Raw genomic sequence first — 22,954 nt, 5'->3', positions numbered from 1 at the left:
AATTATGTACACTATTTACCACAATCCTAGATGTTCAAAAAGCAGACAAACCTTACAATTAATGGAAGACAACAAAAAAGAAGTAACGGTTGTAGAGTATTTAAAAACGCCACTCAATAAAGCTCAAATCAATGAACTGCTTAACTTATTAAACATATCTCCTATTGAAATGATGCGTACAAAAGAAGCTGAATTTAAAGAACAGAACCTTAAAGGTGCAAGTAACGAAGTGCTTATTGACGCTATGGTAAATACACCAAAGCTTATTGAAAGACCTATCGTTACAAGTGCAACATCTGCTGTTATCGGCAGGCCTCCTGAAAACGTATTAACTTTGTTTTAATTGAGTAAAAATAAACATGATAAAAGCAACAACCTTTTCACTTAGCACACTTAAGAATATAGCTTTAACAGGATATTTTGGGCTATTATTTTTTATGCCGTTATGGCTAGTCGTACTTAATCCTTCAGAAGGTTTAAGCATTAACTTATCTTTAGTGTTTTTTACTTTGCCATTACTGTTTCCATTAAAAGGTCTACTTCAAGGTAATCCTTTTACTTATGCATGGTCTAACTTCATTGTTATGATTTATTTTTTGCATTCGTTAACCACATTATGGGTATCTGCTGGCGATACACTTTGGGCAATAATAGAATTGATCTTTGCTAGCTTAATGTTTTTTGGCGGCACTTATTATGCGAAATTTAAAGGCCAAGAATTAGGTTTAAGTTTAAGAAAGAAAAAGGACGAGGAAGCTTAATTCATCTCAATTTTGGCTAATCAACTGCTCGATATAAGTTAAACAGAACTTAAAAATAGGTTAGCCTTTATTATTTAATGACATAACATCAAATAACACTAACCTCAAAATAGGACACGCAATGAAGCGCGCTAATAATTTATTACTATTGAGTACTTCTGTCCTATTTTTATCTGCTTGTGGCGGAAGCGGTAGTGACTCATCGAATTCAGCTAACACGCCAATTAGTAGTACAACCACCTCTACAATCCCTTTAAGTGAAAATGATATCAATGTATTTGATGATAACGTTTCAATTAACCAAGCGACTGAGTTGTTCTTATATTTTCCTCAGTCTGAACTAAGTGATATATCCTGGGTTCAAACATCAGGTGACTCTGTTACTTTTCTTACACCGAGCAGTAAAGGTATTGCTTTCACGCCGACTTCTGCGGGTAGTTACACCTTTGAAGCATCTTTTACAACACAATCAGGTAACACTGAAACTCGCGTGCACGAGCTCAATGTATCAAATGATACATCTTCTATATCTGCTCGATTAGGGCATGTAGTCTCTGAAGGAGCTGATGTTTCATTACGAGCAAGCCTTAATTCAACGAACATAAGTTCAGATCTAACAACAAACTCAATAATATGGACGCAAACTTCAGGTCCTACTGTTAGCTTTACTGACACAACTTCTGGTCAAACGGCTGTTTTCTTTACCGCACCTGATGTAGACCAAGATACTTTTATAACCTTTGAAGTGAGCGCTTCAAATAACAGCGCAAGCTTTACTGATAATGTCGCTGTTTTAATAGAAAACAAAAATGATATATCAGCTAGCGCTATTTTTGATGAAAGAGTCAGCGATACTTTTGTATATAACGAAAACTCGCCCTACAAAAACAACTTGATTGACTGCTTGTATAGCAATGAACTAACGGTGAGCAATATATGCACACTCAATACTTTACCTTTGATTGCACACGATACTACAAGCCCTACTGTTGACGACATTATGGATCGAGTTGTAGTTTCTCATGCATGGATGGGAGATAGATTTAAAGAGTTTTTAACGGCATATGACACCAATAATGATTTAAAAAACATGCTTAGAGCAACAACGGGCATTGTTATTTCTTACGATGTGAGACCTTCTTTTTACTGGGCTGCAACAGGTGCTATTTATTTAGACGCTAATAACTTTTGGTTATCTGTTGATGAACGAGATACGCTTAATGAAGCACCCGATTTTAGAGCTGAATTTGGTAGCGATTTACAATTTGATATACCTTGGCGTTATGTAAGAAACAACGACTATTTAAGTACGTATATCTCAGAAGAAACGCGAAGATCACGCGATAGTGAAGAAGGTGTTTATAGTATTATCAGCCTGCTATATCACGAACTTGCACACGCTAATGATTACTTCCCTAAAAGCTATTGGTTTAATATTGATAAAAGCCAAAAAATTATAGATGCGATCCCTAATACAATTCAATCTGAATGGTTAAGTCACACTTATCCATTATATGGTTCTGAAATGCGTAGTTTAGCTAGTGTAAGCTTTCATGGTGATTCAGCAACAGCATTAGAAAAATCTTATATCCCTTCAGATGTTACTGCCTTATTTTCAGTTGAGTCTGCGCCACAGTTTTATAACTATTCGAGTATTAATGAAGACTACGCCATGCTATTTGATGGCTTTATGATGAAAGCTAGATACGATATTGACCGAGACGTTGCGATAACAAACTATGTGGGTGCTGGAGGTTATGCAAGTGATTACATTGTTGACTGGGGACAACGTGGACGCATTGGTGAAGAGAATATAAAACCGCGCATAGCTTTTGTTGTAGAAAGAGTTTTACCTGAATTTGATGACTATCAAACCGTGATTGATAATTTACCAGAGCCTATACAAATGGAATCTGGAAAGTCTTGGGTTGATAACTTAGATATTAGCCCTAGTGCGGCGCCTAAGTCATTAGCTAAAGCTCAAATATCCTCTCAAACAATAAAAGATAATCAAGAGCGACCTATAAATGAATTCAGTTCACTCTTTGCAGAAAAGCCATTACCTAAAAAGTAAGGGGTAATTTAAGAGTGAGATTAAATGATGTAATCTGTATATCTAACTAATTAGATATATGAGGAAATATTTCTTTAATAAATGGAATAGTTATTTTGCGTTGTTCTCTAATCGAGGCTTTATCTAGTTCATCTAACGCGCCAATCAAATTACTCATTTCTCTTGATAAACGTGTCAGTAAAAACTTAGCTGAATCATTCGCTAAAATTAAACCTCGTTGTTCAGCTCGATATTGTAGTGCTAATATTTTCTCATCATCATGAATAGGTTTAACTTGTTCTGTTAATCCCCAGCTTAATCTTGATAACAAGTCAGGTAATTTTATGGTTAAGTTACCCACATTTTGATCGCCTGAAATTATAAGACACTTACCTTGTTCGGTTACGCGATTAAATAAGTCAAATACTGCACGTTCAAAGTCATCATTACCTGCAATTAAATGAATATCATCTAAACAAATCACATCTATTTGCTCTAAACCGTCAAACATTTTAGTAGAAAGCTGAGCAAGTTCACAAAACGATAAGTTTAATGAAGACAAACCAAGCTCTTCAGCATAAGCGCAACTTGCATGTAACAAATGAGACTTCCCTACCCCTTTTATACCAAACAAGTATAACGCGGTAGGATGAGCTTCTTGTTTAACAACAAGGTCAATAAACTGTTTAAGCTGAATAACAACAGCTTTATTATCCTCACTTTGAAAACTTTGAAAGGTTTCATCATCAGGTAACTGAACAGATAAGCTCAATTGTGAGGTATATTTCACTCAGTTCCCCAATAAAACACAGGAACTTCATTAATACGTTGTCCAATTAATGGGTCAACATACTGCTTTAATTTATTATTTAGCTGTAAAGAAGCAAAAATACTTTCAGGCGTCCCCATCAATGTAAGTTGGAAACGTCGGTTATTACCTTCAGCTTTAAGTAATTTAACAGAACTAATGGCTGAAAGTTTTTCAAGAAATTCACTTACTTCAACATATTTGGTTAACGAATCAATATTAGCAACATCAATAATTAATTCATGATCGCTTTCAGTGGTTAATGCATACTTTTTCGAAATAAAGGTAGTGATGTCAGACATAACCGTTTTCATTAAAGCTACTTCATCTGAACCTTGATATTGATTTCCAGTAACAACCTTATTACTTTGAGTCATAGCAATATGCCAATCAATTGTCACACTTGATTGCAAACATGCCATGTCACATTCAGGTGTTATATCGTCAGTAGAGTAATTGTTTCTGTTTTTAGAAATTCTTATAATTACAATTGATTCAGGAGCATAACGTTCTGAAGCAAGCTGAATAGGATCAATAAATCGTCCCCATAAATCTGACATTTCAATGTTTTGATTATCAGTTAAATCCATTAACGGTAAAACAATCGGTAAACCACGTTGCTCTGCAATAATAGAAATTTCATTATGTAATGGTGATTCATCGGTTTCTGAAATGACATCTCGGTTTAAACCGTCTTCGCTAACAATCCAAAAAAGTACCAACGGACGAAGGCGTCCCCATAATGGAATATTTTGTTGGAAAAAGAGCTGAGTAATACGCGTTTCATCAAACGAAGCGACTAAATGAGTCTCGCCGTTGTCATTAATATAGTTAAATTGCGTTAAGTATTTTGCGTAACTAGGTGTTTCAGACCTTACAAATTCATTCGATAAAATGGCTTCATCGCCCGAAACTTTAACCAACACAGCCTCTAAAGCAGCTTTAAGTGCGCTGTTTTGATCTTTCTGTGTTTGTGAATTTAAGGCAACTTTAGCCGTGTATAAATCAGTTACTTCTACCGCAGTAGCTGATTTACATAAAAAAAGAAGAGTAAAAACAATCCAATATCTAAACATATCAAAATAAATAAAAAGTATAATTGTGAAAATATTAACATATTGTTGTTATATATAGGCACATATTAAAATAATTTATTATAAAGATTTTCACCAAGCGCTCGCGCTGATAGAATATGCGCCACAAACATCCCATTAGTAATTTTATTGAGGTTTCCACTGTGAGTGAACAAAAACAATCCCTAAGCTATAAAGATGCTGGCGTTGATATTGATGCGGGTAACGCACTTGTTGAAAATATTAAAGGCGCAGTTAAACGTACTACTCGTCCTGAAGTTATGGGCGGCTTAGGTGGATTTGGCTCTGTATGTCAAATTCCTACAGGTTACAAAGAGCCTGTAATGGTTGCTGGCACTGACGGTGTTGGTACTAAACTACGTTTGGCTATTGATTTAAAAAAGCACGACACAGTAGGTGTTGATTTAGTTGCTATGTGTGTAAACGACTTAATAGTTCAAGGTGCTGAACCACTATTTTTCTTAGATTATTATGCAACTGACAAACTTGATGTTGAAGTAGCCTCTGCGGTTGTTTCAGGTATTGCTGATGGTTGTGTTTTATCAGGTTGTGCTCTAGTTGGCGGCGAAACAGCTGAAATGCCAGGTATGTATCACGCTGGTGATTACGATATTGCTGGTTTTTGTGTTGGTATAGCTGAAAAATCTCGTTTATTAGACGGAAGTGCAGTTGCATCAGGCGACCAACTTATCGCTTTAGGTTCTTCAGGCGCTCACTCAAACGGTTATTCACTTATTCGTAAAGTGTTAGAAGTTAACAACACAGATACAAACGAATTATTAAACGGTAAGTCAATTGGCGACCATTTAATCGAACCAACTAAAATTTATGTTAAGTCTGTTTTAGCTTTACTTAAAGAAGTTAATGTTCACGCTTTATCTCACATTACAGGTGGTGGCTTCTGGGAAAATATTCCAAGAGTTTTACCTGAAAATGCTCAAGCTATTGTTGATGAAAGTACTTGGGAATGGCCTGAAATTTTTAACTGGTTACAAGAAAACGGTAACATTACTACACACGAAATGTACCGTACATTTAACTGTGGCGTAGGCATGATTATTGTTGTTCCAGCTGAAGAGCTAGCTAAGAGTATTGAAATTCTTAACAATAACGGCGAAAAAGCTTGGCATATTGGTGCAATCACCGATTTACCAGCAGGTGAAGAACAAGTTATTATTAATAAAGGTTAATCATCAATGACTAGCCGAATTGTTGTTTTAATTTCTGGCAGCGGCACTAATTTGCAGGCAATTATAGATGCCTGCAAAGCTGATGGTTATCCATGCGAGGTAGTGGGTGTTGTTTCTAACATTCCAACTGCCTACGGCCTAACCCGCGCTCAAGATGCCAATATAGAAACTTCTACTTTATCTCACAAAGATTTTGACTCTAGAGAAGCCTACGATCAATCTCTCATAACAGTAATAGACCAATACAAACCAGACGTTATTGTGCTTGCTGGTTTTATGAGAATATTGACGCCTGCTTTTGTTCAACATTTTCAAGGAAAATTATTGAACATTCATCCATCTTTGTTGCCTAAGTACCAAGGTCTAAATACTCATCAGCGTGCAATTGATGCTGGCGACACTGAACATGGTGTTAGTGTGCACTATGTAACAGAAGAATTAGATGGTGGTCCTGTTATTTTACAGGCTAAAGTGCCTATTTTTGATGGTGACACCGCTGAAGATTTAGCTAGCCGAATACACGAACAAGAACACCGTATTTACCCACTAGTGGTTAAATGGTGTTGTTTAAAGCGCGTAGTTATGCAAGGTGAAAAAGCATTATTTGATGGTGATATCATTCCAGCTTCAGGTTATGCTAGCGAAGAATAGCTATAGTTTAATTTGATTGATGCAGTTTTGTTTATGTTCTATTCCTGTTTTCTATAAAACAAGACGTAAGCAAACTGCATTTTAGGAAATGTAATGTTAAAGCACGTTTATCCATGTATTTTATTATTATCTGTATCTGCACATTCTTGGGCTCAATCAGAACCAACTCAAAGGGTTCTTGAAACTGAAGCTAAGCAATTATCTGATTCAACAATTCCAACCTCATCTGAACCTCTAGTCGCTCCTTTTAAAGCCAGTTATTCTGTTTTACATAAATCTAAAAAAGTCGGTACTGCCATTAGAGAGCTAGAAAAATTAGCTAATAATACTTACCGTTATAATTATTCTACCGATATAGAATGGTTGATTTTTGATGACAGACGCGCGGAAGAATCGATAGTCACCATAGAAAATAATAATGTTATCCCTCAGCATTATAAATATACACGTGAAGGTACGGGTCGAGATAAATTTTATGAATGGTCTTACGACATTGCCAATAACTCAGGCACAAATATTAAAGATAAAAAAACAATGTCGATTGAATTTCCTGAGTATATTCAAGACAGCCTAAGCTACCATTTACAACACAGATTTAATTTAATTAAAAATCCTGAGCAAAAGAACTTTATTTATCCTGTAGTAAAAACATCAGGAGATATAAGAGAATATGCTTATGAGTATGATGGCGCTGAAGAATTAATGTTGCCGTATGGTTTAGTTAAAACCATCAAGCTAAAACGTGAAGTTACAGAAAAAGAACGCGTAACTTACGCATGGTTCGCCCCTGAATTAAATTACTTATTGGTAAGGCTTTATCAATCGAAAGGTGGGACAGAACAATTTGAAGCGCAATTAACAGCGGTAGAATCTGATTCTGACACTAATTCTGATGCTGACAATCTTAAAGAAATACCGAAAGTAATAGAACCAGTAACTGAATCAGTAAAATAGATAAAATCCATTATCCCGAGTTCAGGTTATATAACCAATAAAATTAAAGGCGAATATTTATAAAATACTCGCCTTTTTCGATCTACGTACTTAGAATAAAAACTTATAAACTAAGTATTCGATTCTTCGCCACAAGCGATTGAGCAACCTAATTTGAATAAATGCCACTGCCCTTTCGACATTTTGTGCCACTCTTCATCATTCGTTAATGGTTGAGTTGCAATAACCGTCACAATATCATTTTCTGTAGTTTCTTGATTAAAGTTAACTTCCATTTCAGCATCGATCAAACTTGCTTTACCAAAAGGTGCTTTACGTGTGATCCAATGTAAATTGTTATCACAATAAGCAAACAAGCACTCACCATTAGTAATAATGATATTAAATACGCCGTTGCTATTTAATTGCTCGCTCAAACTAGCGATATAAGTAAATAACTCAATATCATTAGGTTGTTGTGCGCCATATTTAATATGGATTTGATCTAACAACCAGCAAAAAGCAAATTCACTGTCCGTTTCGCCTACAGGTATATGATATTTTATGCTTAACTTATTATGAACATCTTTTAATTGACCATTATGAGCATAAGTCCAGTGTCGTCCCCATATTTGGCGGGTAAACGGATGTGTATTCTCTAAACTGATACCGCCCGAGTTAGCTTGTCGTATATGACAAACTACAGATTCACTCTTAATGGGATATTCAGTCACTAATTTAGCGATAGGTGAAGCTGAGCTAGGTAATGGATCTTTAAAACTTCTACAGCCCTTACCTTCATAGAAAGTAATACCCCAACCATCTTTATGTGGCCCTGTATTACCGCCTCTTTGCATTAAACCACTAAAGCTAAAACAAATATCGGTAGGGACATTGGCACTCATCGCCAACAATTCACACATGATTAATACTCCTTACTACATAAAAATGGGCTAAAATAATAAATTAGGTATAAATAATGATATTTACTACTATTATTTAGTCTGAAAGGTTAGGGTCTGTTGATCTTTCGAGATTGTTTTTACAGCAATGTGTTTGATATTTAGACAAGGCGGAGTCTGTGATGTGTAGCTAGCTACTCGAACAGACGATAACGTGGTATAAATTTCAAACACATGCTGCCCTTTGGGTTCATTTAAAACGAATTTACTCATTGCTGTTCGCTTTTTTAATAGAATAACTATTAGACAAAGCTCACATCGCGATTAAATCCGTTTTAAATTGAATAAAATTTAACCCTGAAAGATCACAGGCCCTAGTTTGATCAATACATAAAACTAATAAGTTAAACATATAAATCAGAAAATAATTTTGGTGCTGAATATAAGCGCATCATAATAGCACGATAACTAGTGAGATTATTCTATAATAATCAGGTTGTTATTTATCAATTTAGCGCGACTTTAACTTATATACATACTATTATCTTAAATCGTTTTACACACTATCTATTATGTTTACCTCAGTTGAGAACACATAATAAATTTGGGGAGATCATATGGAATTTTTCACTTGGGTTGTTATTGTCATAGCACTTTGTATATTTATGGCATACAACAGAGCTTCGCTCTCAACTTTCAGTTTAGCATTTATCGCCTTAATGGCGCTTGGTACCTTCTTAGACATTGTTAGCTTTTTTGGTTGGTTCTTTTTCGCCATTATTGCCATACCGCTTAACGTATCAAGTATAAGAAAAGAATATATCAGCGCACCTTTGCTTAAAGTATTTAGAAGCATAATGCCTGATATGTCAACGACTGAGCAAGAAGCCATTGATGCAGGTACAACATGGTTTGAAGCTGAATTATTTAAAGGTAATCCTAACTGGACGAAACTCCACAACTACCCTAAACCTAGATTAAGCGCTGAAGAGCTTGCCTTCTTGAATGGTCCAGTTGAAGAAGTATGTGCCATGACAAACGATTGGGAAGTGACTCATGAACTTGCTGATCTTTCTCCTGAAGTTTGGCAGTACCTGAAAGACAAAAAATTCTTCGCTATGATCATCAAAAAAGAATTTGGTGGACTAGACTTCAGTGCATTTGCACAATCAAGAGTATTACAAAAACTGTCTTCTGTTAGTTCAGTTTTAGCCAGTACGGTTGGTGTTCCAAACTCTTTGGGCCCTGCTGAGTTATTACAACATTACGGCACAGAAGCACAAAAAAATTATTACCTTCCGCGTTTAGCAACAGGTGAAGAAATACCATGTTTTGCTTTAACAAGCCCTGAAGCTGGTTCAGATGCCAGCTCTATTCCTGATTTTGGCGTAGTATGTAAAGGCGAATTTGAAGGTAAAGAAGTATTAGGCATGAAGTTAACATGGGACAAACGCTATATTACTTTAGCGCCTGTAGCGACAGTATTAGGTTTAGCCTTCAAATTAAGAGATCCTGACCATTTAATTGGTGAAAAAGATGATTACGGTATTACTTGTGCTCTTATTCCTACAGATATAGAAGGTGTTATTACAGGTCGTCGTCATTTTCCATTAAACATCCCTTTCCAAAATGGACCTACTCAAGGTAATGAAGTATTTGTACCTTTAGACTTTATTATTGGTGGTGCTGAAATGGCTGGCCAAGGTTGGAGAATGTTAGTTGAATGTTTATCAGTTGGTAGAGCTATTACTTTACCGTCTAATAGTACAGGTGGTGTTAAGTCACTTGCGCTAGCGACAGGTGCTTACGCAAGAATTAGACGCCAATTCAAATTGTCTATAGGTAAAATGGAAGGCGTACAAGAGCCATTAGCACGTATTGGCGGCAACGCATATTTAATGGATGCCGTAACCACTATGTCTACGGGTGCGATTGATTTAGGTGAAAAACCTTCCGTTATTTCTGCTATTGCTAAATATCACCTAACCGAGAAAATGAGACAGTGTGTTTCAGACGCAATGGATATTCATGGTGGTAAAGGTATTTGTATGGGTAAAGGTAATTACCTAGCCAGAAATTACCAAGGTGCTCCTATCGCTATTACCGTTGAAGGTGCCAACATATTAACGCGTAGTATGATCATTTATGGTCAAGGCGCTATTCGTTGTCATCCATATGTTTTAGCCGAAATAGCTGCCGCAAAAAATGAAGATGCTAAAGAAGCATTAGATGATTTTGATCATGCTTTATTTGGTCATATTGGATTTTCAATTAGTAATATTTGCCGTAGCTTGTGGTTTTCATTTACAGGTTCACGATTACAGAAAACACCTTTTAGTGATCAAACAACTCGTTACTATCAATTACTCAATAGATTCAGTTCTAACCTTGCTATGTTGTCAGATATCTCGATGGCGACATTAGGTGGTGAGTTAAAAAGAAAAGAGCGTATATCTGCACGTTTAGGCGATGTACTAAGTTATTTATACTTAGCGTCTGCAACCCTTAAACGTTACAACGATGAAGGTCGTCAAATTGAAGACTTCCCTCTTGTTCAATGGGCGTTAGAAGATAGCCTATATAAAATTCAGGAAGCGATAGATGATCTTATCTCTAACTTCCCAAATAAAGGCGTTGCGTTGTTTTTAAGATTTACCATATTCCCATTAGGTACGTGGTTACAAAAACCTTCCGATGCTATTGATCAAAAAGTTGCTGAAATTTTACAAACACCGAGTGAAACCAGAAGCCGAATTGGTAAATGGCAATACTTGAAACGTGATCCAGCTTTCCCTATGGGGCAACTAGAGCAAACGTTAGAAGATATTGTTGCTTGTGAACCTATTTACACTAAAGCGTGTAAAGGACTAGGTAAATACTTACCGTTTTATAAGTTGAACTTAGTTGCAGAAGAAGCGTTAGCGGCAGGTATTATTACTCAAGAAGAAGCTGACTTACTATCTAAAACTGAGATAGGACGAAAAGCAGCGATTGATGTAGATGACTTTGATTCTGAAGATTTACGTTTAAAGAAGTAGGCTTTAAATAGGAAGTAAAAAATAGAGATAAACAAAGAACAATCACTTTGTTTATCTCTTAAAAAGGTGAACTAATAAATTCCTCAGTTCACCTACCCAACTAATAAATGTATTATACCAAACGGATTAATTTATTACTCACTTAGCGAGAATTTAAAGGCTTAGAGACAAGGCATTGATTGAAGAGAATGGTTATTCCCTTGTCAAAATCAATAACGCGGCATATTAGCCTTTAAATTCTCGCCCTTCGGGAGCTCATTAGCAAACTAATAACATCACAAAATTGAAGAAATATAGAATAACTATGTTTAATCAATTTTGCTTGTTCTAAGCTTGCTAATGTAGCTCTAAGTTGCTCAATAAATTAATCCATTTGGTATTACTGCGTTTTTAAATTCAAGCTAAAAGATGTACCTTTACCCAACTGGCTTTGTACTCTTATTTCACACTTCAACAACTCTAATAATTTTTTAGTGATCGCTAAACCTAAGCCTGCATGTTTGTTTTCACTCTGAATGGCATTACTTGCACGGTAGCGAGCATCAAATATGTAGGCTATTTCTTCAGCTTTAATACCTGTGCCATTATCTTTAACGACTAAATAACACTGCTCATTATTTACATCAGAAATCTCTAATTGGATATTGCCACCCTCTGGTGTATGGCGTAATGCATTATCAATTAAATTACTTAATACACGTTCTAATTTACCAATATCACTATAAATTTGAATAGATGAAAACTCTGGAATAATGCTTAATTTAATATTTAATGCATCAGCTTTAAGTTGAAACTTAGCCATGACATCATACAAAAGCTCGGTTAAATTAAAGCTTTCTAAATTAATTGAAACTTGCCCACCTTCCAAATGCGCTAATTCGAATATTTGGTCAATTAACATTTTTAATTGATTTGAATTTTTAAGTGCCGTTTGCATAAACCGACCTCTTGCTTCTTCATCTATAGAATCCCCTTTTATAGCAATTGTTTCCATGTAGCCTTGCAATGATGCTAAAGGTGTTCTTAAGTCGTGAGAAATGTCTGCTAGAAGCTCTCTACGGTGAATGTCAGTTTGTTTAAGCTTTTCTATTTGGTCATTTATTTGTTCAACCATGTCATGAAAAACACTGCCTAATTGATGAACTTCATTTTGACTGTTATCCATCCAAGAATGGAGTTGCACTTGCGAACGATCAAAGTTCACTGATTTCAGAGCATTTATATCAACAATTAAATTACGTAAAGGATTAGTAAAGTATCTAAACAGACCTAACATGATCATGAATAAAAACAGTAACGCCACTACAAAAAACACCAAAGAAAGCTCCATCTGGCTATTCTCTTGCTGCTTAGTGTAAGCCGATTCATACTGCTCACCTGCTACAATGACATACAAATAGCCTTGTAACTGTGTACCGTTAAATACAGGAGATGCTGAAAATACTTTTTTACGAGTAGGATGCTTAGGATCATCACCATACACAGGCAACTTTACTTGATTTCTAGTTAATTGAATTAAAGGAATTAAGTTAACTTTCTTTCTTTTAATTAAAGAACTATCAATAGAATGAGTTAATAGATTGCCTTGAGGATCAAGAAAGTAAAACTCAAAAGCAGGTCCTAATATCATTAGAGTATGAAATAAGTTTTTAAGGGCTGCATAATCATACACACCCTGTTGTAACAGAGGATTATCTCGCGCTAAATTAGCAGCTAATGATAAATGTAACTGCTGCTCAGATTCATAACGTGTATTCTTTTCAACCTCTTGAGACCAAAAATAAAATACACACACAATAGCGATAAAAACGCCAAATAATGAAAATGAGAGCCGTTGATATAATGATAACTTCATGCACTTACGCCTTGTTTACAAAACTTATAACCAACCCCCCATACTGTTTGTACTATTTCAGGGCTAGTCGCATCTTTTTCAATCTTACTTCTTAAACGATTAATATGAGAATTAACCGTATGTTCGTATCCACTGTGGTGATAACCCCAAACGGAACTTAATAGCTGTGAACGTGAAAAAACTTGTTCTGGATGTGATGCCAAATACAAGAGTAAATCGTATTCTGTTGAGGTTAACTCTATATTTTTACCTGCTAATGTTGTTCGGTGAGAAAGGTGGTCTATTTGTAAATTACCTACCTTTAAACATTCGTCAGATTCAGCTGTTTGTTGCGCATTACTTAATAAATGCGCCCTTCTTAATAAACTTCTAACTCTTGCTTGCAATTCCCTTACGCTAAAGGGTTTTGTCATATAATCATCAGCGCCTAATTCTAGCCCTAATACTCTGTCTATTTCAGAATCTCGTGATGTCACCATCAAAATAGCTTGCTCAGGTTTTTGCTCTCGTAACTGTCGACAAACATCTAAACCTGAAATACCAGGCAACATTACATCGAGAAGTATGACATCGTAATTGTTACTTGACGTTAATTCTAAAGCTCTTTCTCCTGTTAAACTGTGTGTAACTTCTAACGATAATTCTTCTAAATTCAACTTAATTAAATCTGCTATATCTTGTTCGTCTTCAACAACCAAAATGTTATCCATTTGGTAATCCTTCGATCATTAATAAGAAAGCTTATGCAATAATTTGCTGCTTTTCTTTAGCACTATTATAACCCGTCTAATATTGATGCTTATGCTGAATAAACAAACCTGTATATTTTTTATTAAAGAGAACGTTAAATATTGTTTAACTGTCTATTTGATAAAAAACACTTAAATGCATTACTGCATAATCAAGTTTATTCTTAATATTATGCGATTCTTTTCCTCTGCAGAAGGAGTAAGAATAATCGACATAAGCTCACTATTATTATCGGTACCTGAGTCATATGAACTTGTTAATGAACAAATACTTTCGTCAAAAACAAAATAACTTAAACTAAATGTAGGCTAAATATAAACTAAAGCGCATTTGGTCTGTTTATTTTGTTCAGTTAACAACCAAAAGTTAATGATTAAAAACAATACCTTAATGCTAAAAACGTATAAGTAGTTGATACATGTTTCTAAACACAGTAAACCATTAACTCAAGAGTTTTTTATTTGGTAATAAATCAATAGAATATAATTATGAAAGAAAACAATCTCGATCGCATCACAGAGTTATCACAAAAGCTTCACAATTCATGTCAAAGAATTTAACCAAGAATGAGATACTTAAAGGAAAAAACACTAAGTAATTGATAAAAAAGACTTTCACCTAAAAATCAAACACTATCAAGATTTTTAGATTAGTTTTATAGACATTTTTGGGGTCTTTAATTTAGGTAATCCAGAGTATATGGCATGAAGATAGCTGTTCAAGTAGGCGATAACGTCATATAAATTTAGACAGCTATTACCCTTTAAGATTATTTAAAACTTAACCCTGAAAGATCAACAACACCTTGATATAAAATATAGAATACTGAAGGCAAGGTGACTGACGATTAAATATCGAATGTAGAACATCCTACATAAGCCATGAAGGCTGAAAAATTAAAATAATATTGAATGATAACTGCATCTTAAAAGGGAATTTAGCTATACTATAATTATCAACCATTGTATTTCACGCTATTTAGGTATTCAGTCGTAAACTTTATGAAGTATTTGTTAACGCCCCATATTTTTAATCAAGTCGCCACTATTTTCTGGCATAAGCGTTGGCGGTTATTACAATGGAGCTTATTCAGTTTTATTCTTTTTTTGATACTTCAAAATCAAATAGAGTTATCTACGCCTGCTCCACTTGTTTGGTTAGCTTTATTTATAGTGTTTTTTGCTTTACAGATGTTGGTGTTTGCGTCATTTATTTTTTTCTTTAAAAATTTACCTTCAAAAAAAGCTAAAAACCCATCTTGGTATAACTTTTATCGAACAATAGAATGGTGCGAAGCTCTTATTTTTACATTACTTATTCCGTTTCCAGCACTCATTTATTTATACATGTTATTTATTTAGTAGATCATTGAGTTATAAATTAAAAAACAAGCTTTTAAGAATCAAGGACTGACATTGAAAACATCATCAGATAATACACAATCAACAACGTCTAATCGAAGTGTTAAAAACGATCCCGTTATAAAGAATTTATTATCGCGTATGCCTAAAAAGGTTGCTGAAAGTTTTGATGATGAGCAACTCACGAACTTGATGACAGCAATTGGCTCAAGAAGTTGGGGAAACCATGCAGTAGATAAACGTGGTACGTTTAAAATTCCATTTTATCGTTGGCGCTTTTATTATGTAATGCTTATTGGACGTAACCACAGAGAACTAACACGTCAAGAAAAACGCTTATCACTTGTGACCTCAGCAATATTTTCTTCGATATTTTTAATGTTCTGTGCAGCGCTTGGCTTACTTGTGTTGTATTTAATTAAGTCAGCTCTTGGTATAGATTTATTGCCTGGGTTTTCATTTGGGATTTGGACTTGGTTTAAAGGGCTTTGGTAAACTGAAATCTGACAGGCTTTGTCTACTAACTTAAACTAAATATATATTCAGTTTAAGTTAGGGGCTGTTGATCTTTCGATATTATTTTTACAGCAAGGTGTTTGATATTTAGACAAGGCTGAGTCTGTGATGTGTAGCTAGCTACTCGAACAGACGATAACGCCCTGTCTATCCAAAGTTAGGAATTTCAAACACATGCTGCCCTTTGGGTTCATTTAAAACGAATTTACTCATTGCTGTTCGCTTTTTTAATAGAATAACTATTAGACAAAGCTCACATCGCGATTAAATCCGTTTTAAATTGAATAAAATTTAACCCTGAAAGATCAACAGACCCTAGTAAGCTGAAGTTAATTAATATCAACTAATTTTCCATTCTCAATCGTAACAATCCGATCCGCTATTTCAGCTAAATGTTTTTCATGTGTAACAATAATCACGGTTTGATCTTTTAATAACGTGGCTAATTGAGAGTTGAAATCTGCTTTACCTTCTTTATCTATCATAGAAGTAGGTTCATCAAGCAATAATACCGAGGGTTTAGCCAATAATGCTCGAGCTAATGATAATCGTTGACGTTGTCCTCCTGAGAGTAAAGCTCCATTTTCACCAACTTGAGTTTTATAGCCTAATTCTAGCTCACTAATAAACTCATGAGCTCCTGCTTTCACTGCTACAGCTTTAATCTCTTCTTTTGTTGCTTGTGGATAACCATAAGCAATATTGTCCATTATTGTGCCATCACATAAGGCTATATCTTGAGAAACAAAACCTATGTATTTTCTTAATACTGATAAATTAATTTCATTAATATTAGTATCGCCAAGAGTAATAACACCTGTTGATGGTTCAATAAAGCGCATTAATAAATGCAGAACGGTTGTTTTACCTTTACCATTTTGACCAAGAATAACTAAGGTTTCACCTGATTTAATATCAATATTTACGTTATTTAATAATCGCTCGTTTGAGGTATAACTGAAGCTGATATTTTTGAAAGAAATCATATTGTTTGAAATACTTTTCTCACCTTCCTTATTATCAATAGGCTCTGGAGACATATTAAATACATTAATTAATCGCTTTGATGCACCTAATGCTTGCTGGACTTGACCATACAAATTAGCTAATGCACTCATAGGGCGAGCAAATAACAAACCGTACATTAATAAGGTAATCAGATCAGGCATGGTTAACTTACCTGTTTGATAATGTATAGCGCTCACTACAACCACCATCAATACGCCAGACGTTACCAATAATTGAATTAAAGGCGATAACACAGCTTGGATTTTTAGTTGTTTTCGACGAAGTTCTTGAATTTTGTAGGCATTATTTTTAAATCGATTCGATTCTACATTTTCTCTTGAAAAGGCTTTTACTAACTTAATAACCCCAAAATTCTCACTCGCAATTGCCACTGACGTTGCTTGCCCTTGCACTATATCTTCAGTTAAAGGTTTAATGCCTTTTCCTAAAACCTTCAATAAAATAAAGAAGGCTGGCACCATACAAATAATAATCATGGTAATGGTCAAACTAATAGACGCCATCAGCACCAAAGAGCCTATTAATATAAGTAATGATGGAACTAAGCTGGTGATAATGCCTGAGAGAAAATAACTAATAATGCTTACATCGTTACTTAGTAAAGCCAGTGTTTCGCCTTTTTTATTGTTATTAAAGTATTTAACTGGCAGTAACTGAATATGGTCGTAAAGTCGACAACTCAACTGAGTTAAAATTTGCGCACCAATATAGTTAATTTTATAGGTTGAAAAGAAACGTAGAATAGCTTGGAGTACAAATAAAGATAACCAAATAAGAGCTAACCATTTATAACCAAAATCGAAAAAAGTCTGGTTTTCTAAAACACTTTTCGAAAATTTACCTGCAAACCAAGGAACACTCAAACTGACGAAGCTTTCTAGCACCATCAAGAAAATAACAATGAGCACGCCTTTCTTATATTGCTTTAAAAAAGAGAAAAAATAAAAGAAACTCATTTTATTTGTATTAGTTTTCAAAAAAATCCCTATTCGTACTATGTTTAAACAAGTTATTTGATGTAACGCAGATAAATAACTCAATATGCTATATATAATATCACTAATTAGCACTACCGACGCTTTACTTTAAGAAAATGTAGATTCGATATATTCATATAAGTTTACATTTAAAGTTGAACTTTTAAATGTAAATATATTGTTAACAGAAGAAAGTTTAGCTACAATCCACACAATTATTTTAATAGAGAAACAAAAACATGAAAACATCAACTATACGTAATGCAGTTGCAGTAGCAATTTCGTCTTTATTTATATCAACTACTGCTTTAGCAGAACAACCAAAAGCAGAAGACTTAGTTGGTACAGCTTATGCTGGTATTCATCTTTACCATATTCATACAGATAACGAACGTTTATTAACAAGCGATCCTGCATCTAAAATTAATAATGGTGATGGTTTTGGTGCCGAATTAGGTTACCGTTTAAGCACTACAACAGAATTAAGATTAGGTTATACTCACATAAACCTAGACTCTACAAGAAGAGGTTTTGACGAACCTAATTCATCAAGTATCGCGTTAGATGTTTTATACTTCCCAACAGAGCAAAACTTCTATTTAGTAGCTGGGTTTAGCGAGTTAGATATTGTTGAATCTGAATTATCTGCTAACTTAGGTTTAGGTTACAGACACTACTTAAGCGAAAAAACAGCGATATACATCGAAACTAAAGCACATTACCAATTCGATGAGTATTATGATGATATATCAGCTCAAATTGGTTTCACTTACTTTTTTGGTGATGCTAAATCAACTCCAGTATCTACAGCTGCTAAACCTCCAACAATGATCGATACTGATAAAGATGGCGTTACAGATGCTAACGACCTATGTCAAAACACACCAATTAACGCAAAAGTAGATGCTACTGGTTGTGCTGTTTCTATGTCTGATGCTGATAAAGATGGTGTTGCAGATGCTAAAGATCAATGTAAAAACTCTCCTATGGAATATAAAGTAGATGCTACTGGCTGTACTTTATACATGGAAGATGATGCAACAATGAACCTTTTAATTAACTTTGATAATAACAATGCTGTAATTAAACCTAAGTATTTTGATAAAGTTGAAGAAGTTGCTGATTTCTTAAAAACTTACGAATCTGTAAACATTGTTATTGAAGGTCACGCTTCAGCTCCTGGCGAAGCAGTATTAAACAAAACGTTATCTCAATTACGTGCTGATTCAGTAGTTAACTTACTAACAAGTAAATACGGTATCGATGCTGACAGATTGACAGCAATTGGCTACGGTGAAGAACGTTTATTAAACACAGCTAAAACTAGAGCGGCTAACATTGAAAACCGTAGAATTGTTGCAAACATCAGTGTAGATAAGAAAACTCCAGTTAAACGTTAAGAGTAAATACTAACGAATATGAGGTTTTAATACTTTATTTTAGTTAATTACACTTTACGAATAGATATTAAAAAAGGCTAAAATAATATTTTAGCCTTTTTTATGTTCAAAATTTATAATTTATTAATTTAGAAATCAGTAATATTATGTTCTTTAAAGAGTTGAACTAGTTCATCTTCTGTTAATACTTCTACGCCAAGATCTTGTGCCTTAGTTAACTTAGAACCAGCCTTTTCACCCGCAACTAAATAATCCGTTTTAGCAGAAACACTACCTGAAACTTTAGCACCTAAAGACTGTAGAGCTGCTTTAGCTTCATTACGTCCCATTTGGCTAAGCGTACCTGTTAACACAAAAGTTTTATCTAATAACGGCTGTTCATCAGCAGATACTGTTTTAATTTCAGGCCAACTCATAAAGTCGGTTAAGTCTGAAACCACTTCAATATTATGTTCTTGCTTGAAGAACTGAAGGATATTTTTAGCAACAATAACGCCGACATCAGGAACTTTTTGTAAAGTTTCTTCATCTGCGCTTTTAAGTGCATCAAAAGTCAAAAAGTAATGTGCTAAATTATTTGCTGTGGTTTCTCCCACTTCGCGAATACCTAGCGAATAGATAAACTTAGGTAAGGTTGTTTGTCTTGCTTTTTCCATTCCAGTAATTAAATTCGCTGCTGATTTTTGTCCCATTCTTTCTAGAGTGCTAACACTTAACTCAGTCAACCTAAATAGATCGGCAGCAGTTGCGATAAGCTTTTCATCAACCAATTGTTCAACTAACTTATCACCTAAACCGTCAATATCAATGGCTTTTCTTGAGGCAAAGTGCTTTATGGCTTCTTTGCGTTGTGCGCCACAAAACAAGCCACCTGTGCAACGCAATACCGCTTCACCTTCCGCTTTTAACACTGCCGAATCACACACAGGGCAACTGGTCGGAAAAAGAATCTCTTTGGCGTTATCTGGACGTTTGTCTATTACAATGCTCACAATTTGAGGTATAACATCGCCTGCTCTTCTGATAATAACCGTGTCGTTTATCTTAATACCTAAACGGTCTATTTCATCTTGGTTATGCAACGTTGCATTACTGACGGTTACACCACCAACAAAAACAGGCTTTAAACGTGCTACTGGCGTTATTGCACCTGTACGGCCGACTTGGAATTCAACATCTTCTAGTATCGTTAATTCTTCTTGAGCTGGAAATTTATATGCCATTGCCCAACGTGGAGCTTTAGCAACAAAACCTAATTTTTGTTGAAGTGAAATATCATCAACTTTAAGTACAGTCCCGTCAATTTCGTAAGATAAATCAGATCGGCTATTTAAAATGTCTTGGTAGAAACTTTCACATTCATCTGTATTTTCAAGCAATCTAACTTCAGGGCACATAGGTAAACCCAGCGCTTTAACTTGACATAAACGTTGATGATGAGAGTTTGATAACCAAGCCGTATTTTCAACAGCTTGCTCGTCAACAAAATCTCCCACAAAACCTAAGCCGTATGCATAAAAAGCTAAGTTACGTTGCGAGGTAATTTTAGAATCGAGTTGTCTTAAACTTCCTGCAGCAGCATTTCTAGGGTTAGCGAAAGTTTTTTCGCCTTTCTTTATTGCGATTTCGTTAAGTTTTTCGAAGCTAGCTTTTGGCATAAATACTTCACCACGAACTTCAATAATGTCAGGGTGATCATCACCCGTTAAACGCAGTGGAATACATTTAATGGTTCTTACATTTTCTGTAATGTTCTCACCTGTCGCTCCATCACCACGTGTTGCAGCTTGAACAAGAATGCCTTTTTCGTAACGTAAACTAACCGCTAAACCATCTAATTTAGGTTCTGCACATATTTTTAATGTATCTGTTTTGCCTAAGCGATCATTTAGTCGTTTTACAAAGCCGTTCCATTCATCTTGCGAAAATACGTTATCAAGAGACAACATAGGGATTTGATGGGTAACTTGAGTAAAAACCTTAAGCGCTGCACCACCTACCTTTTGGCTAGGCGAATCAACTTTTTTTAATTGTGGATGTTCGGTCTCAAGCGCGATGAGCTCTTTCATTAATCTATCGTATTCAGCATCAGGAACACTCGGTTCATCTAATACATAATACTGATTGTTATATTTGTTAATTAAAGTGTGTAGTTCATTCACGCGAACGATTAGCTGATTATTTGGCATAATAAAACGACGATTTACCCAATATTAAAAAATAAAAAAGGCTCTATTAAACTTTACTGTTCCATATATGATTATTTGGAAGGGTAAAGTATAGAGCCCAATAATTAACTGTTTATAGCGTTAGTTTCTTGAGTTTATCTCAGAGAGTGCTATACGATTTTTTCTTTCAAATTCTCTAATTTTACTAATGTAATGTTGTTCTGTTTGTTTAGTCATAACACTACGTTTGTCATCAAGAAGTTGCGCACCAAATTCTACTGAAATTTGTTTCGCTGCCCCTATCATGTGACCAAAAACTTCAAAGGCATCGCCTGCGTTAGGTAATGTCATAAAGAAGGTTAAACCACAGGTCGTAAAACTTTCTAATGCATCTAAATCAAAAGTGCCTGGGTTCATAATATTAGCTAAACTAAAGGTTACTTTACCATTGCCTGCATTGTCTTGATGACGATGAAAAATATCCATATCACCATAACGTAAACCTAAAGTAAGTAAGGTAGGTAGTAACTCTGCACCTGAAATAACTTGCCCTTCAGGCATAACAATTGAAATCACTAATACTTCAGGCTCAAGCGGTTCAAGTTTCTTCTGTTTCTCAACTTTACTTGCGCTATCTATTGCTGACATTGAAGGCATATCGCTTGTATCAATTGGGTCACCAAAGTTCAACTCAATTTGATTACGCTTAACCGATTCTTTTTTCGTGATATTTGGTTTGTTTTTCGCTTTAGGTGTTACTGCAGCTGTAGTGATTTTTTCTCGTTCTGGTTTAGGACGAGTAATAGGTGTTTCATATAAAGGTTTTTGAATAACCTCTGGTTTTTTCACCACTTCTTCAACAGGCTCTTGCTCTGCAGCAGATTCGTCTGTTACGCCGTAATCGAAATCGGCAATATCATCACCAATGTCAATTGATGCATCATCAATATCAGTGTTTAAATGCTCAACACCTGAGTCAGTTAAGCTAATGTCTGCCGTTGTTGATTTGTGCTGATTTGCTGAAACGTTTTCACTCGTACTTTCAGTTTCATTTACATCATACTGAAACTCTTCTTCAACATTTTCTACGTTATTAACATTAGCGTCATCAACTATTTTTGTAGCACTATCCTCTGTATTTGCAGACGCCTTAGAATCGAAGAAAGACGGAAAGCTAGGATCAACTTTATTAGCTTTCTTTACAGGTGCTTTGTGAGATGATTTTTCTTTCATCGGTTTAACTGATGAAGGATATTTATCACCTATAACGCGCGGTTTACTCACGCCGTCTTGATCAAAGCCTGAACCATCAAAACCACGTTCAAGTGGTTCGATTTTCTCATTCGTTGTTTTTAGTTTATACGGATTTTTATTTCTTCGTATTGTAATAAAGCCGTGAATAAATATAACTGCAATAATTACAGCACTTATGATTATCAGGGTATTTCTAAAATCGCCTTCCATTTCT

The 22,954-nt window shown here is 35.0% G+C and carries 17 protein-coding genes; 9 read left to right on the top strand and 8 right to left on the bottom strand.

What is annotated here, in order from left to right; translation table 11 throughout:
* Position 1: 1 nt before the first annotated feature.
* The 3 genes from arsC to ACPUVN_RS04405 all read left to right on the top strand — a co-directional run bounded on the left by arsC (position 2) and on the right by ACPUVN_RS04405 (position 2,835).
* Complete coding sequence (gene arsC / locus ACPUVN_RS04415; protein WP_426360571.1) at positions 2-343, top strand: arsenate reductase (glutaredoxin); 342 nt, start codon at positions 2-4, stop codon at positions 341-343.
* Between the two features lie 16 nt (positions 344-359).
* Complete coding sequence (locus ACPUVN_RS04410) at positions 360-761, top strand: DUF2069 domain-containing protein (protein WP_426370047.1); 402 nt, start codon at positions 360-362, stop codon at positions 759-761.
* A gap of 121 nt (positions 762-882) precedes the next feature.
* Positions 883-2,835 carry a hypothetical protein gene (locus tag ACPUVN_RS04405; protein ID WP_426357833.1) on the top strand — a complete coding sequence of 651 codons (1,953 nt, stop codon included), beginning with the start codon at positions 883-885 and terminating at the stop codon, positions 2,833-2,835.
* Between the two features lie 46 nt (positions 2,836-2,881).
* Here ACPUVN_RS04405 and hda read toward each other — a convergent pair whose 3' ends face one another.
* Both hda and ACPUVN_RS04395 read right to left on the bottom strand, forming a co-directional pair.
* Entirely contained in the window at positions 2,882-3,604 is a 723-nt protein-coding gene (gene hda, locus ACPUVN_RS04400) for a DnaA regulatory inactivator Hda (protein WP_426357834.1), read from the bottom strand.
* Complete coding sequence (locus ACPUVN_RS04395; RefSeq protein ID WP_426357835.1) at positions 3,601-4,698, bottom strand: DUF2066 domain-containing protein; 1,098 nt, start codon at positions 4,696-4,698, stop codon at positions 3,601-3,603. The genes hda and ACPUVN_RS04395 overlap by 4 nt, the downstream gene beginning before the upstream one ends.
* Positions 4,699-4,859: 161 nt before the next feature.
* Here ACPUVN_RS04395 and purM point away from each other — a divergent pair, with 161 nt between their 5' ends.
* From purM to ACPUVN_RS04380, 3 genes are all read left to right on the top strand, one after another.
* Positions 4,860-5,906: a phosphoribosylformylglycinamidine cyclo-ligase gene (gene purM, locus ACPUVN_RS04390; RefSeq protein ID WP_426357836.1), complete on the top strand. Its 1,047-nt coding sequence runs from the start codon at positions 4,860-4,862 to the stop codon at positions 5,904-5,906.
* Positions 5,907-5,912: 6 nt separating this feature from the next.
* Positions 5,913-6,557, top strand: coding sequence for a phosphoribosylglycinamide formyltransferase (gene purN / locus ACPUVN_RS04385; RefSeq protein ID WP_426370046.1), 645 nt, complete (start codon positions 5,913-5,915; stop codon positions 6,555-6,557).
* A gap of 93 nt (positions 6,558-6,650) precedes the next feature.
* Entirely contained in the window at positions 6,651-7,511 is an 861-nt protein-coding gene (locus tag ACPUVN_RS04380; protein WP_426370045.1) for a DUF3108 domain-containing protein, read from the top strand.
* Positions 7,512-7,621: 110 nt separating this feature from the next.
* Here ACPUVN_RS04380 and ACPUVN_RS04375 read toward each other — a convergent pair whose 3' ends face one another.
* Entirely contained in the window at positions 7,622-8,413 is a 792-nt protein-coding gene (locus ACPUVN_RS04375) for a class II glutamine amidotransferase (protein WP_426357839.1), read from the bottom strand.
* Between the two features lie 596 nt (positions 8,414-9,009).
* Between ACPUVN_RS04375 and fadE the strand changes: the two genes are divergently transcribed.
* Positions 9,010-11,430, top strand: coding sequence for an acyl-CoA dehydrogenase FadE (gene fadE, locus ACPUVN_RS04370; protein ID WP_426370044.1), 2,421 nt, complete (start codon positions 9,010-9,012; stop codon positions 11,428-11,430).
* Positions 11,431-11,809: 379 nt separating this feature from the next.
* On the opposite strand, the gene ACPUVN_RS04365 is transcribed toward fadE, so the two are convergent.
* Together ACPUVN_RS04365 and ACPUVN_RS04360 are read right to left on the bottom strand one after the other, a co-directional pair.
* Positions 11,810-13,285 (bottom strand): sensor histidine kinase, encoded by a 1,476-nt coding sequence (locus ACPUVN_RS04365; protein WP_426357841.1) that lies wholly within the window; start codon positions 13,283-13,285, stop codon positions 11,810-11,812.
* Entirely contained in the window at positions 13,282-13,995 is a 714-nt protein-coding gene (locus ACPUVN_RS04360) for a winged helix-turn-helix domain-containing protein (RefSeq protein ID WP_426357842.1), read from the bottom strand. The genes ACPUVN_RS04365 and ACPUVN_RS04360 overlap by 4 nt, the downstream gene beginning before the upstream one ends.
* Before the next feature lie 1,455 nt (positions 13,996-15,450).
* On the opposite strand from ACPUVN_RS04360, the gene ACPUVN_RS04355 reads away from it, so the two are divergent.
* Positions 15,451-15,891: a hypothetical protein gene (locus ACPUVN_RS04355; protein WP_426357843.1), complete on the top strand. Its 441-nt coding sequence runs from the start codon at positions 15,451-15,453 to the stop codon at positions 15,889-15,891.
* A gap of 350 nt (positions 15,892-16,241) precedes the next feature.
* Here the strand turns inward: ACPUVN_RS04355 and ACPUVN_RS04350 are convergent, their stop codons facing one another.
* Positions 16,242-17,918 carry an ABC transporter ATP-binding protein gene (locus ACPUVN_RS04350; protein WP_426357844.1) on the bottom strand — a complete coding sequence of 559 codons (1,677 nt, stop codon included), beginning with the start codon at positions 17,916-17,918 and terminating at the stop codon, positions 16,242-16,244.
* A 239-nt stretch (positions 17,919-18,157) separates the two neighbouring features.
* Between ACPUVN_RS04350 and ACPUVN_RS04345 the strand changes: the two genes are divergently transcribed.
* Positions 18,158-19,318: an OmpA family protein gene (locus ACPUVN_RS04345; protein WP_426357845.1), complete on the top strand. Its 1,161-nt coding sequence runs from the start codon at positions 18,158-18,160 to the stop codon at positions 19,316-19,318.
* A 128-nt stretch (positions 19,319-19,446) separates the two neighbouring features.
* On the opposite strand, the gene ligA is transcribed toward ACPUVN_RS04345, so the two are convergent.
* Both ligA and zipA read right to left on the bottom strand, forming a co-directional pair.
* Entirely contained in the window at positions 19,447-21,507 is a 2,061-nt protein-coding gene (gene ligA, locus ACPUVN_RS04340; protein WP_426357846.1) for an NAD-dependent DNA ligase LigA, read from the bottom strand.
* Positions 21,508-21,627: 120 nt separating this feature from the next.
* The gene (gene zipA / locus ACPUVN_RS04335) at positions 21,628-22,950 is read right to left on the bottom strand and encodes a cell division protein ZipA (protein WP_426357847.1); all 1,323 of its coding nucleotides are present in this window, start codon (positions 22,948-22,950) and stop codon (positions 21,628-21,630) included.
* Positions 22,951-22,954 lie beyond the last annotated feature (4 nt).

The organism is Pseudocolwellia antarctica (assembly GCF_049933045.1).
Lineage (GTDB): Bacteria > Pseudomonadota > Gammaproteobacteria > Enterobacterales > Alteromonadaceae > Pseudocolwellia.
This window is presented reverse-complemented; position numbering and strand designations above follow the sequence as displayed.